The sequence below is a fragment of the uncultured Nitratireductor sp. genome (genome assembly GCF_913053745.1).
GTDB lineage: Bacteria > Pseudomonadota > Alphaproteobacteria > Rhizobiales > Rhizobiaceae > Nitratireductor.
Genome location: NZ_CAJXGF010000133.1, coordinates 1 through 12128, shown reverse-complemented (window position 1 = coordinate 12128; position 12128 = coordinate 1). Strand labels below are relative to the sequence as shown.

Here is a 12128-nt window from a genome sequence, read left to right as displayed (position 1 = left end):
CCACCGCCGTGCCCCGCACCGCGCCCCGCCCGGCCCGCCCGCGCGCCCCGAACTCCTCGGCGTGCTCCCCGCGATGGCCACCGGCGGAGCGCTCCACGTCCAGAAGGTCCGTCCCATCATGAAGACCACCGTCGAGACCGTCGACCACGTGACCGTCAAGCTGACCGTCGAGGTCGAGCCCGCACGCGTCAAGAAGGCCTTCGACGTCGCTGCCAAGGAGCTCGCCAAGCAGGTCAACCTGCCGGGCTTCCGCCCCGGAAAGGCGCCCCGCAGGCTGCTCGAGCAGCGCTTCGGCCAGGGCCGTCCAGTCATCATGGCGCTCGGTCAGGATCCGCTTGGCTACGTCATAGCCTTCGCTGACGAGGCGCTTGACCTCCTCGTCGATCATCTGCGCGGTCTGCTCGGACACGTTCTGGGTCCGGGCAACCGAATGACCGAGGAACACCTCGTCCTGGTTGTCGCCATAGGCAACGAGGCCGAGCTTGTCGGAATAACCCCACTGGGTGACCATCCGGCGGGCCAGCTTGGTCGCCTGCTCAATGTCGGACTGGGCCCCGGAGGTGACCTGGTTCTTGCCGAATTTCAGCTCCTCGGCGACACGCCCGCCCATCATCACGGCGAGGCGCGAGGTCATCTGGACATAGTTCATCGAGTACTTGTCCTGCTCGGGCAGCTGCATGACCAGGCCGAGCGCGCGGCCGCGCGGGATGATCGTCGCCTTGTGCACCGGATCGGACTCCGGCACCGTCAGCGCGACGATGGCATGGCCGGCCTCGTGATAGGCGGTATTCCGCTTCTCCTTCTCGTCCATCACCATCGAGCGGCGCTCGGCACCCATCAGGATCTTGTCCTTGGCATCCTCGAACTCGCGGTTGGTGACGAGTCGCTTGTTGCGCCGGGCCGCCAGCAATGCCGCCTCGTTGACGAGGTTGGCAAGGTCGGCGCCGGAGAAGCCGGGGGTGCCGCGGGCGATGGTGCGGATATTCACATCCGGGCCGAGCGGGACCTTCTTGATATGGACCGAGAGGATCTTCTCGCGGCCGACAAGGTCCGGGTTCGGCACCACCACCTGGCGGTCGAAACGGCCCGGGCGCAAGAGCGCCGGGTCGAGCACGTCCGGGCGGTTGGTCGCGGCGATGAGGATAATGCCCTCATTGGCCTCGAAGCCGTCCATCTCGACGAGGAGCTGGTTCAGGGTCTGCTCGCGCTCGTCATTGCCGCCGCCGAGGCCGGCACCGCGCGAGCGGCCAACCGCATCGATCTCGTCAATGAAGATGATGCAGGGCGCATTTTTCTTGGCCTGGTCGAACATGTCGCGGACGCGGCTGGCGCCGACGCCGACGAACATCTCGACGAAGTCGGAACCGGAAATGGTGAAGAAGGGCACGTTGGCCTCACCCGCAATGGCGCGGGCCAGCAGCGTCTTACCGGTGCCCGGCGGGCCCACCAGCAGGCAGCCCTTGGGGATCTTGCCGCCCAGGCGCTGGAACTTCTGCGGGTCGCGCAGGAACTCGACGACCTCTTCCAGCTCCTGCTTGGCCTCGTCGATGCCGGCGACGTCGTCGAAGGTCACGCGGCCGACCTTTTCGGTCAGCAGGCGCGCCTTGGACTTGCCGAAGCCCATGGCCTTGCCGCCGCCGCCCTGCATCTGGCGCATGAAGAAGATCCACACGCCGATGAGCAGCAGCATCGGGAACCAGGTGATGAGGATGTTCAGCAGGGTGTTGTTGTTGTCGACCGGCTTGACCGTGAAAGTCACCCCGCCCTCGCGCAGCGTCGGGACGAGACCGTCGAGGGTGTCCGTCGCGCGCGTCGAGAAGGTGCGGCCGTTGCTGTCGATGCCGGTGATCTCGCTGCCCTGGATGGTGACGTTGTTCACCTGCCCGCTCTGGACGTTGTCCAGGAAGACGGAATAGGGGATGTCCTGCTGAGGACCCCGGCTCATGTTGCTCTGGAAGAAGTTGAACAGCGCAAACAGCAGCAGAACGATGATGATCCACAGCGCTGCGTTCCGGCTGAAATTCACGGCCTAACCCCTGTCAAACGTCCAGACGCCCAAGGCGCCCGGGCGGCCGCCTGGCCACCCTGAGTAAAAAGACGATGCGCGGCCGCCTGGCCGCCCTAGGTAGAAGATAATGCGCCCTGCGGTCTAAACAACCGTAAAAGCGGGGCTCGTTAACCCATTTGTGGGGGCAAAACGGCATTCTTTCAACTGCTTGGCCGCCGCCGGGTCCCTAAAATAGCCCACAGGTGGCACGGCCGCCAGACCGCGGCCGTCCCGGATGGCCGGCAGGGCGCCGCGGGCCGCCAGGGGAATGCGGGCCGCCCGCGCCCCCGCGCCGGCCGCCTCCAGGGCCGCCGCCAGCCGCCGCCAGCCCGCGTTGCCCAGCGGCCCGACGGTCATCTCGGCCTGCTCAGCGGCCTTGTTGCGGGCCAGCCTGACCTCGAAACGGCCGTCCCACAGCAGGGCGCCCCCGGGCGTCAGCGCAGCCGGCGCGCTGCGCCCGGCCTCCCGCACGATGAGCCAGCGCTCGTCGCCCAGAGAATCGGCTCGCGGAACGATGCGGCAGCCGCCCAGGGTCACGCCCTTGGCGAGGCCGCTTTGTAGGTAGGCATGCAGTCGCTCCAGGCGTTCAAGGCGGGGCGTGTAGTCGCAGCCGCCGACCGCCATGAGGCTGCGCGCCAGCGCCCGCAGCGAGACCTCGGGGCTCTCGCGCCGCAGGACCGCCGGGTCGAGATCCAGGAAGCCCGCCGGATCGGGCCGCACGGCGCGGGCCAGCGCGGCGGCGACGTCGGCCTCCAGCGCGGCGCGGGCGCGGCCCAGGTTCTGGGTGGCGCTGCCCAGGCGCGCCGGCGTCATGCCCTCGCCCGCCAGCTCCGGCAGCAGGCGGCGCAGGCGCACCCGCGCGTAGGCGCCGTCGTCGTTGCTCGGGTCCTCGATCCAGTCCAGCCCGCGCGCGCTCAGCGTCGCCTTCAGCTGGTCCTTGGCGAGGCCCAGCAGCGGGCGCAGCAGGCGCAGGCCGCTGGTCTCGTTCACCGGCGCCATGGCGGCGAGGCCGTCCAGCCCGCTGCCGCGCCCGAGGCGCAGCAGGAAGGTTTCCGCCTGGTCCTCCAGGTGGTGCGCCAGGGCGAGATGGAAGATGCCGCGCGCCTCGCAGGCTTTCAGCAGCAGGTCGTAGCGCGCCGCCCGCGCCGCCGCCTGGAAGGAGGCGCCCGAGGGCTTCGCGCCGCCGGTCAGGATCTCGGAGATCCGCACGGTGGTGAGAAGCTGGCGATGGCCGCGCTTGCGGCGCGAATTCTGGCGGCGGCGCTTCTTGAAAGCGATGACCTTCTTGCCGCGGCCCTGATCGACCACCTCTGCGGCCACGCTGGCGCCATCGACGAGCGGCGCGCCGAAGGTGACGTCCTCGCCTTCGCCGACGACGAGCACATCTGCAAACTGAATGATCTCACCGGGCTCGCCGGTGACCCGCTCGACCTGAAGCAGGTCGTTGGCGGAAACGCGGTACTGCTTACCGCCGGTCTTGATGACTGCGAACATCTTTTTACCTTTCAGTGTCCGGTCCGGCTTGGGTCCACAGCGCGTGGCCTGCCGTCTTTTTGTCAGTCTTGAGGGTTAAATGACAAACGGCGCAGGGGCTCTCCCACGCCGCAGGTCGCGTGTCCATAACGGAAGGAGGCCGCAAGGTCAAGCTGACGGCCTGAAATTGCGGCAGATTGGCTCTTGTATCGAATCCGATGAGCGGTTATCTAGTGCGCCGCGCTGGCAGCAGCGGACCAGCATCTCGCGGAGAGGTGGCTGAGTGGTTGAAAGCACCGCACTCGAAATGCGGCATACTCGCAAGGGTATCGGGGGTTCGAATCCCTCCCTCTCCGCCATACACATCGCCGATTGCCCCCTGGGACGCGATGCTTCCGTCGATCACGGTACGGTCTTCAAATAATGCAGAGATCTGCTGTTTCTACATTGCAGTGCGAATTATTTTGAAGATCAGCAACGGCAGCTGCCGACCGCATATCGGTCGACAAGAGTGTCTAGGCTGATGCCCGAAACCTGCCGCGAAGATATTCCTGTTCCGCCGGTCGTCGCCATCGCGGAAGCCGAGGCCCAACCCGCAGTCTATCGACCGACTCCGTCAAACGTTCAAGGCGCGCGGCGTCATTTCAGGATGGGGCCCGGTACAAGCCCAGGGTGACAGCCGGTGAGAGTGGGGCAGCGGTCAGAAGCGTTGGTTCGTGACGTTCCACGCGACGCTATGGTTTGTTGTCTTTTTCGGCGTCCCCGTCCCCGCTGCTCAGGTCACCGAGAAGCCCGCCCTCGATTTTGGGGAGCGGCAGAAAGCTGCCCAAGCTGCGCGCCTCCTCAGGATCGAATCCGGCGCGGCGCACCGCCGAGAAGATTCGCTCCTCGACCCAATCGACTCCGTCGCGCAGAAGCTCGAGCGAATCCCTGCCCTTGAAAAGACCCTCCTTCATAAGGATCGCCGGCTTCGCGCCGTCGTCATCTTCCATGATTAGCAGCGACAGCTTGGGCCCACGAAACGTGCCGTCGGGCTTGATCCATGTCTCATATGCCCGCCATTCATACTGATGGATTACGCTGTCGCGTTCCTTCCGGAGGAACTCCCAAAAAATCGCGTGTTTCTCCTTCTCCGTTCTGATCGCGTGCCATTCGGCCTGTATTTCTTCGCGGATGCGCGGCGCGAGGCAGCTCTCGCCATCTATTCGGAATAAGTCGATGGAGGTTCTTAGAATCGTGCAGGTGCCGATCCAGAGAACTTTCCATTCGGACAGCAAAGACCGCGTCGACTTGTCTAGCTTCTCCTCCAGAAGACGGACGCCCGTCCGCCCATCTGAGAGGGCACGGTAGGAAGCGAGGAAGTATTTTACCGGGACGTGGTGGTTGGGGTACTGGCTTGGGAGGGTCATGTCGGATGCTTGTCGCTTTCGAGCCGGCGGATGATCAACTGCCAGAATGGGGAGTCGTCTGGAGGCCAAGGCTGTACAAAACATCAGCTGTTAGCAACACGAAGGTGAGCGAATGAACAAGATAGGAGCGCGTTGCTGGCGAAGTCAGTTGATAAGAGGAAGGGCAGCTTTCCCAACTTGGCGAAGTGAAACCCGACATTCCGCTTCCCACCTCATCCCAGTCGTTGGCATCCCATCGGCTTGCTGAGACTGGGAAACATTATTCCCAACGTCGCTTTGGGGGCCGACCGCGGACGGTCTGTTTTCTGGAAGGCTCGGCGGTAAGCTGCCGTTCTAGCTCGCGTCGTCGAGCAACGTTTGCCTCGTCGGTTTGCGACCCCATCACAGACGTTGGCTTTGACAGGGGCGTGTCCCAAAACCTGCCAACAACTCGCTGCCGTGACTGTCGAGCCGCCTGGCAGTTTGCATCTACCAACTGTTCGGTCGGAGTTCGCGAACCTTGTGCGCACTGACCAGCAGCTCCCGGCATTGGCTCCATACCCTGTTGGGATTGATGATGCTCACCCACCGCATCCTGCCATAAACGGGATGCGGGAAAAGAACGTCGAGAGCCTGATAATCCAACCTTGCTTCGGCCAACGCCGCCTTTGTCTGCAATTCAGGAAACAGCATCGCGAAGGTTTTCTTGTCAGATGCGAAGTTGAGCCTAAAGACGTCTGGTCGGCTCAAATTCGACAATGCGTCATAAGGGTCGTCGTGGGTGACGATGGTTGCGAATGGAAAATTTTGCTCTTCGCCCCGGAAAAAGAACAGATCCTCCGTGGTGTCGTGCACGCTGACATCTGGCAGCGTGGCGAGAAATGATCGGACATCGACAAGAGAGATGCTCATGCTAAGCTCCACTAGCCAAATTTGGGTAATTTGGATTACAGCAATTAGCCAAATTTGGCTAGTGCTTGCAATCGGAGGTAAAGCGGCATGAATGTTGTGAGGCTGCTGGTGCTGGGAGCGCTCCGCGAGATAGGGCCCGCTCATGGCTATGCAATTGGCCAATTGCTCGAGGAGTGGCAGGTGCAGACTTGGACCCATCTGCGATCCGGGTCCGTCTATCACGCTCTTCAGCAGATGGCGAAGGAGGGACTGATCTCGGCAGGCGAGCAGGAAACGGGTGATCGTGGTCCCGGAAAAACCCGGTTCAAAATCACCCATTCGGGCGACGCCGCATTCTTCAAACTGCTGCGCGAAGCCCTTTCGAGTTTCGACCTGATCGAATTGAGTTCGGGCATCGCCTTTCTCGACGCTCTGCTGGAAGAGGGGCGGGAGCTTCTTGTCGAGACCGCCGAACGTTTGAACGAGAATGCGGATCGGCTGCAAAAGATCGCAGCGATTACCCCCGCAGGAACGGGGGCGCCCAGAACACACGATCTCCTCATCATGTGGAGCGCCAATCTTTCCACCACAGCGGATAGCCTAGCAAAGATCTTAGCCCGAAATTAGCTTGCAGTCTGCTCGCACGCCATGGTTGCCAAAAGCGGTAGTCCGCTTAGCCACGCACCGCCGCGTCGATGAAGCACCAGAGTGCGTCCTGTCCGGCTTGCGGCTCGTCCTCCAGCAGGGTTCTGAGCGCCCTGCCTTCGATGACGTCCAGAATGAGCCGGGCGGTTTCTGTTGGGGTGTCGAATGAGCGGAACTGGCCGTTTTCCGCGCCTTGGGCGAGTAGGTCGCCCAGGGCCGTTACGAGCGCTGCGCGGTTGTCGGAGAACAGAGCGGCGATCTGTGGGGCGCGGATGGCTTCTGACAGTATCTCAAGACCGAGCACCGCATTCTCCGGGCGCGACGCATAGGCGGCGTAGTCGGTGACGAAGCGCTCGAGCGTTGCGCCAGGATCGCGTCCATCGGTCAGTGTCGTGCAGAACGGTCGAAGTTCATCGGCTTCGATCCGCGCGATCTCGGCCAGAACGGCTTCTTTTCCCGAAAAGTGATTGTAGAGATTGCCGAGGCTGATACCGGCGCGGCGGGCGATGTCGCGCACGCCCGTCTGATGGTAGCCGGCTTCCAGAAAACAAGCCAGCGCGGCCTCCACGATTTGCAGCTTGCGCGGATGTGCGGCGGGTTTTGTTTTCTCTGCCATCTTGCGGTCTCTGCTTTCCATCAGTATATGAACGAACGATCGTTCATATACTGATGGATGACCGGGATGCGGACAAGGCGCCCGGGGCGATAGCCACAGGATTTCGGCGATACATCGATTTCAGGCAAAGGGGGTGAGAGCGGCGATGCGTTTTCCCGGATTGTGGCGGCAGGATGCCGGGGAGGTGAGGCATGGCTGACGCGGTTGTGTTGCACAAGGCGCAGGCGCGCGCCCGCTTCGAAGGGCTGGACCTGGCGCGCTTTCTGGCCTTTGTCGGCATGGTGATCGTGAACTTCAAGATCGTGATGGGGGCCGAGGGCGGCGCTGAAGTCGGTGACGGGCTGCTGGCCGGAATGACGATGCTGTTCGAAGGGCGCGCGGCGGCCACCTTCGTGGTGCTCGCCGGGCTGGGGCTGGGGCTGGCCGCGTCGCGGGGATTGGAGCGCACGATTTCCGTCACGATCAGGCGGGCGCTGTTTCTTCTGATCGTGGGCCTGCTGAACAGCCTTATCTTCGAGGCGGACATTCTGCATTATTACGCTTTCTATTTCCTCTTCGGCGTTCTCCTTCTTCCATTGCGCACATGGACGCTGGTCTGGGTGATCGTGGCGCTCAACATTGCCTTTATCGGCATGAACTTTGTGCTGGATTACGATACCGGGCGCGACTGGGTGGATTACAGCTATGCCGATTTCTGGACGCCGGCGGGTTTCGTGCGGAACCTCTTCTTCAATGGCTGGCATCCGGTCATTCCGTGGCTTGGTTTTCTGCTGTTCGGTGTGATCTTGAGCCGGCTCGATCTTGGCGAAAGGCGTGTCCGCAATGCGCTTTCTCTGGGCGGGCTAACGGCGTTTCTTTTGGCGGAAGTGCTCGCAGCGCGGTTGCAACCGCTTCTGGGCGCTATCGACCCGGAGCTTGCCTATCTGGTCACCACGGCGCCGGTGCCGCCCATGCCGCTCTATATGCTGGCGGGGATGGGCATGGCGTCTCTGATCATCGGGCTTTGCCTTGCGCTGGCAGAGCGGCCGGCGATGGCTCCGCTGATGCCGGCGGTTTTGCCGGCTGGGCGTCAGACGCTGACGCTTTACATCGCTCATATCGTGGTCGGAATGGGCGCGCTGGAGACGCTTGGCATGCTGGGCGGGCAGACGCCGGGAGCGGCGGTTCTGGCAGCGCTGATTTTCTGCGTGGTCTCGGCGGTGTTCGCCTTTGTCTGGTCGCGCGCCTTCAAACGCGGGCCGGTGGAGACGCTGATGCGGTGGGTCGCCGGATAGGTGGAGGCGAAGCGTTCGGTTTTTGTGAGGGCAGCCCTCTGAACAATCGATTGGATTGAGCGGGCCTGGAATGCCCAATGTCGCCGCGTTGTATTTCTTCACGAGGCACGTTCATTCCATGTCGGAGCAGACTTTATCGCCCGCTACTGGGCGATCACCCGCAGCGACGCAGCCGGGCGGTGAACCAGCGCGAACCACTCTGAAATCAATCGGCATCGTGGTCGCGGCGGGCGCTGTGGGCCTGCTGGCCGCTTTGTTCGTGCCGGCGCCCATGGCGCTTGCGGCTGCGCTCGCCGTTTTCTGCATCGGCATGTGGGCGACTGCGGCCGCACCGGAATACTGGACCGCGCTTGCGTTCTTTCTGGTGGCGGTGCTGTCCGGCATCGCGCCGCCCCAAACGGTGTTTTCCGGGTTTTATTCCTCGACGTTCTGGCTGTTGTTCGGCGGGATGATTCTGGGCGCATCGATCCGCTATACGGGGCTTGGCGCGCGCATGGCGGCGGCGCTCTCCGGGATGCTGGGGAAGCGCTACTCGACGGTTGTCGCGGGGGTGACTGTTTTCAGCCTGGCGCTGGCCTTTGTGATGCCGTCTTCCATCGGCCGGATCGTGCTGCTACTGCCGATCGTCATCGGGCTTGCCGATCACATGGGTTATGGCGCGGGTGCGAACGGGCGCACCGGGATGGTTCTGGCGGCGGCCTTCGGCACGTTCCTACCGGCCTTCACAATCCTGCCCGCGAACGCGCCGAACATGATCATGGCGGGCATGGCGGAAACGCTTTATGGCGAACGCTTTTCCTATTGGGCGTATCTGTTGACGCATTTTCCCGTGCTCGGCCTGCTCAAGACCTGGGTTCTGGTCGTGCTGATCGTGAAGATGTTTCCCGATGGCGACCCGCAACGCCCGCCCGATACGGGGGATAAACAGGCTGACATGTCGCCGGCCGAGAAACGGCTTGCGCTCGTGCTGGCGGCATGCCTCGTCCTGTGGCTGACAGACGCTCTTCATCATGTCTCTCCCGGCTGGATTGCGCTGGCGGCCGGTCTCTTTTGCCTGTGGCCCGCCTCGAGGCTGACGTCGAAGAAGTGTATCAATGAAGAGGTGAATTACGCATCGCTCTTCTTCGTTGCCGGCATTCTCGGTCTCGGGGCGGTGATCTCGTCCGCCGGGCTTGGCGAGACGGTGGTGGAGAGGTTGAGCGAACATGCGGATTTCTCGGCAGACCGGCCAGTCTGGAATGTGATCATGCTGACCGGCATCTCGACACTGGTGGCGATGATCACCAATCTGCCTGGCGTTCCCGTCGTCATGACGCCCATGGCGGAGAACCTCTCAGCGCTGACGGGATTACCGCTGACCACGGTGCTGATGACGCAGGTGCTGGCCTTTTCCAATGTGTTTCTGCCCTATCAGGCGCCGCCACTGATTACGGCGATGCTACTGGGTGGCCTGCCGACAGGTGCGGTGGTACGGCTTTGCCTGGTGATGTTCGCCATTGGCGCGCTCGTGCTCATGCCGCTCGATCTCCTGTGGTGGTATGCTCTCGGCATGATGTAGACATGCGTCTGGCTACCGGGCGATGAGGCGGGAATGGATATTCAGCAACTGAGAACTTTCGTTGCCGTCGCGCGTGAGGGGAGCATTACGCGGGCCTCCGAGCGCATTCATTTGAGCCAGCCCGCCGTCAGTGCGCACATCAAGGCGATGGAGGAGACGCTCGGACTTTCGCTGTTCGAGCGCACCCCGCGCGGCATGGACCTGACTCCTGACGGAGAACGCCTGTTGGCAAGGGCGGAGCAGACGCTGGGATCCCACCGGGAACTGCTTGAGGAGGCGGCGCGGATCAAGGGCAGTTTGACCGGCCGTCTGCGGCTTGGCATGGGGTGCAACTCCGAGCCAGAGGCGCTCGGGCGTTTGATGACGGGTTTTGCCGAACGCTATCCGCAGGTGGATGTTGTGCTGCGGCATGGGACATCGCGCTCCATTGCCGAAGGCATTCGCAATGGCGGGCTGGATGCCGGTTTTTACAATGAGACCGACAAACCCGGCGATGAACTGAACGTGGTCGACGTTTCGCTCTTTGCCATCTATCTCGCCGTTCCGTCCGGGACCGTGGACGCGAAAGACGAGCCAGACTGGCAGGAACTGGCGGAGATGCCGTGGATTTGCCCGGCCCCTGACACGTGTTGCGGGGAGGCGGCCGAGGCGCTGTTTCGCAGGCATAATTTTCGGCCCACCCGCATCATTAGCGTTGACCGGGAGCAGGTTACGCGCACATTGATTGCAGGGGGTGTCGGCGTCGGCCTGCTGCATGCAGATGCCGCACGGTCGGCGGAGGCGGACGGTGAGGTGGACCTGATCTGCAAGGCGCACGCTGGCGCACGGCTCGTCTTTGCCAGCCTCAGGGAGAGGGATGACGACCCGCTGCTTCAGGCGGCGCGCTCGATCGTCACTGCCAGTACCTGACGTGCGTCGCTGTCAAAGCTGCATGCTGCCCACGCTTGCACCACCGCAGACATAGAGCGTCTGCCCGGTGACGAAGCTTGCCTTTGGATCGGCGAAGAACATGAAGGCGTTGGTGACGTCTTCCACCGCGCCCAGCCGGCCGACGGGAATGCGCTTGGCAAGCTCTGCTTCCCGCTCGCTGCCCTTCGGGATGATGCCCCAGAAATTGTCGGTCTGGATCGGTCCCGGCGCAACGACGTTGACGGTGATGCCGTGGGGGGCGAGTTCCAGCGCCCAGGTGCGCGCCATACCCACCATGCCGGCCTTGGATGCGCCATAGGCGGTGCGGGTCTGTGCGCCGAGCGCTGCGCGCGAGCCGTTGAAGAGAACGCGGCCGAAGCGGCGTTCCTTCATGGAAGGCAGGAAGGCCTTCAAAAGCGTGAGGGCGGAACCCAGGTGAAGCTGGGCGAGGCCGGTGATGTCTTCGGCGCTGGCGTCCTCGATGAGATTCGGCCAGATCAGGCCTGCATTCTGCACGAAATGGGTGACGTTGTGCCTGCCGGCGATTTCGGCTGCGGCCGCGCTGACGGCAGTGTCGTCCAGCAGATCGGCTTCGACCGAGCTCAGCCTTTCATGCGAGAACTCCGGCGCGCGGCGCGCGACCGAGATGACGCGATAGCCCGCATCCAGCATGGTCCGGGCGAGATCCGCGCCGATGCCCTTGTTGCCGCCGGTGATGACGGCTGTCAGCTCTTTATCCATCGTGTCAGGTCCTGCCGGGCACAAGCGCCACCACGCGCAGCGGGCTGCCGGTGCCGTTCTTGATCTTGAGAGGGGTTGCGATCAGCATGGCGCCTGTGGGCGGCAGCCGGTCGAGATTGTTGAGGCATTGCAGGCCGTAGCGCCCTGCGCCGTGAAGATAGAAATGGGCCGGGTAGGGCGGCGTGTAATGCGATCCCTGACCGGCGTCGGTGCCGACGGTCTCGGTGCCGAAACCGCGAATGCCGCGTTCGTCCACCAGAAGCCTTATCGCCGCCGGCGTGGGGCCGGGCGAATGCGCGCCATCCTCGCGCATGTTGAGATAGGCCGCGCCCCGGCGCTTCGACCAGTCGGTGCGCATCAGCACCCAGCTCTCAGTGGGAATGCGGCCATGCTCGGCCTCCCACGCCTCTATGATTTCCGGCGTCAGCTCGAAATCCTCATCGGCGGCAGCGCCGTCCGAACAGTCGATCACGCAGACCGGGCCGATGAAGCGTTCGGCGGGAATCTCGTCGACGCTTGCGTCTGGTAGGTCGCGGCCCGAAATCCAATGCGACGGCGCGTCGAAATGCGTGCCGGTATGCTCGTT

General features: G+C 63.3%; 10 protein-coding genes, 1 tRNA gene and 2 pseudogenes. 6 read left to right on the top strand and 7 right to left on the bottom strand.

The features are described 5' to 3' along the window. Positions 1-73: 73 nt before the first annotated feature. Positions 74-241 (top strand): annotated as a pseudogene (locus QZ638_RS23375) (trigger factor); the annotation flags it as partial. Positions 242-277: 36 nt separating this feature from the next. Here QZ638_RS23375 and ftsH read toward each other — a convergent pair. Both ftsH and rplU read right to left on the bottom strand, forming a co-directional pair. After that, positions 278-2026: pseudogene (ftsH, locus tag QZ638_RS18345) on the bottom strand (ATP-dependent zinc metalloprotease FtsH); the annotation flags it as partial. Positions 2027-2149: 123 nt separating this feature from the next. Next, positions 2150-3541 carry a 50S ribosomal protein L21 gene (gene rplU, locus QZ638_RS18340; RefSeq protein ID WP_295813353.1) on the bottom strand — a complete coding sequence of 464 codons (1392 nt, stop codon included), beginning with the start codon at positions 3539-3541 and terminating at the stop codon, positions 2150-2152. 248 nt (positions 3542-3789) lie between these two features. On the opposite strand from rplU, the gene QZ638_RS18335 reads away from it, so the two are divergent. Further along, positions 3790-3879, top strand: a tRNA-Ser gene (locus tag QZ638_RS18335). A gap of 375 nt (positions 3880-4254) precedes the next feature. Here the strand turns inward: QZ638_RS18335 and QZ638_RS18330 are convergent. Then, entirely contained in the window at positions 4255-5013 is a 759-nt protein-coding gene (locus tag QZ638_RS18330) for a hypothetical protein (RefSeq protein ID WP_295813352.1), read from the bottom strand. A 384-nt stretch (positions 5014-5397) separates the two neighbouring features. Then, a complete protein-coding gene (locus tag QZ638_RS18325; RefSeq protein WP_295813351.1) occupies positions 5398-5820 on the bottom strand; it encodes a DUF6194 family protein in 423 nt (140 codons plus the stop codon). An 87-nt stretch (positions 5821-5907) separates the two neighbouring features. Here QZ638_RS18325 and QZ638_RS18320 point away from each other — a divergent pair, with 87 nt between their 5' ends. Beyond that, positions 5908-6426: a PadR family transcriptional regulator gene (locus QZ638_RS18320; protein ID WP_295813350.1), complete on the top strand. Its 519-nt coding sequence runs from the start codon at positions 5908-5910 to the stop codon at positions 6424-6426. Between the two features lie 46 nt (positions 6427-6472). Here QZ638_RS18320 and QZ638_RS18315 read toward each other — a convergent pair whose 3' ends face one another. Next, positions 6473-7060, bottom strand: coding sequence for a TetR/AcrR family transcriptional regulator (locus tag QZ638_RS18315; RefSeq protein ID WP_295813349.1), 588 nt, complete (start codon positions 7058-7060; stop codon positions 6473-6475). Between the two features lie 191 nt (positions 7061-7251). Here QZ638_RS18315 and QZ638_RS18310 point away from each other — a divergent pair, with 191 nt between their 5' ends. The 3 genes from QZ638_RS18310 (at position 7252) to QZ638_RS18300 (ending at position 10801) form a co-directional block, all read left to right on the top strand. After that, positions 7252-8334 carry a DUF418 domain-containing protein gene (locus QZ638_RS18310; RefSeq protein WP_295813348.1) on the top strand — a complete coding sequence of 361 codons (1083 nt, stop codon included), beginning with the start codon at positions 7252-7254 and terminating at the stop codon, positions 8332-8334. A gap of 118 nt (positions 8335-8452) precedes the next feature. Continuing rightward, complete coding sequence (locus QZ638_RS18305; protein WP_295813347.1) at positions 8453-9892, top strand: SLC13 family permease; 1440 nt, start codon at positions 8453-8455, stop codon at positions 9890-9892. A 33-nt stretch (positions 9893-9925) separates the two neighbouring features. Further along, on the top strand, positions 9926-10801 hold the full coding sequence (locus tag QZ638_RS18300) for a LysR family transcriptional regulator (RefSeq protein ID WP_295813346.1): 876 nt from the start codon (positions 9926-9928) through the stop codon (positions 10799-10801). Between the two features lie 12 nt (positions 10802-10813). Here QZ638_RS18300 and QZ638_RS18295 read toward each other — a convergent pair whose 3' ends face one another. Together QZ638_RS18295 and QZ638_RS18290 are read right to left on the bottom strand one after the other, a co-directional pair. Beyond that, the gene (locus QZ638_RS18295; RefSeq protein WP_295813345.1) at positions 10814-11542 is read right to left on the bottom strand and encodes an SDR family oxidoreductase; all 729 of its coding nucleotides are present in this window, start codon (positions 11540-11542) and stop codon (positions 10814-10816) included. Positions 11543-11546: 4 nt separating this feature from the next. Beyond that, on the bottom strand, positions 11547-12128 hold a 582-nt coding region (locus QZ638_RS18290; RefSeq protein WP_295813344.1), incomplete at its 5' end, for a cyclase family protein.

Coding starts and splice junctions, on each gene's coding strand:
- rplU (WP_295813353.1), bottom strand. CDS start 3,541: ATGTTCGCAGTCATCAAGACCGGCGGTAAGCAGTACCGCGTTTCCGCC.
- QZ638_RS18330 (WP_295813352.1), bottom strand. CDS start 5,013: ATGTTTTGTACAGCCTTGGCCTCCAGACGACTCCCCATTCTGGCAGTT.
- QZ638_RS18325 (WP_295813351.1), bottom strand. CDS start 5,820: ATGAGCATCTCTCTTGTCGATGTCCGATCATTTCTCGCCACGCTGCCA.
- QZ638_RS18320 (WP_295813350.1), top strand. CDS start 5,908: ATGAATGTTGTGAGGCTGCTGGTGCTGGGAGCGCTCCGCGAGATAGGG.
- QZ638_RS18315 (WP_295813349.1), bottom strand. CDS start 7,060: ATGGCAGAGAAAACAAAACCCGCCGCACATCCGCGCAAGCTGCAAATC.
- QZ638_RS18310 (WP_295813348.1), top strand. CDS start 7,252: ATGGCTGACGCGGTTGTGTTGCACAAGGCGCAGGCGCGCGCCCGCTTC.
- QZ638_RS18305 (WP_295813347.1), top strand. CDS start 8,453: ATGTCGGAGCAGACTTTATCGCCCGCTACTGGGCGATCACCCGCAGCG.
- QZ638_RS18300 (WP_295813346.1), top strand. CDS start 9,926: ATGGATATTCAGCAACTGAGAACTTTCGTTGCCGTCGCGCGTGAGGGG.
- QZ638_RS18295 (WP_295813345.1), bottom strand. CDS start 11,542: ATGGATAAAGAGCTGACAGCCGTCATCACCGGCGGCAACAAGGGCATC.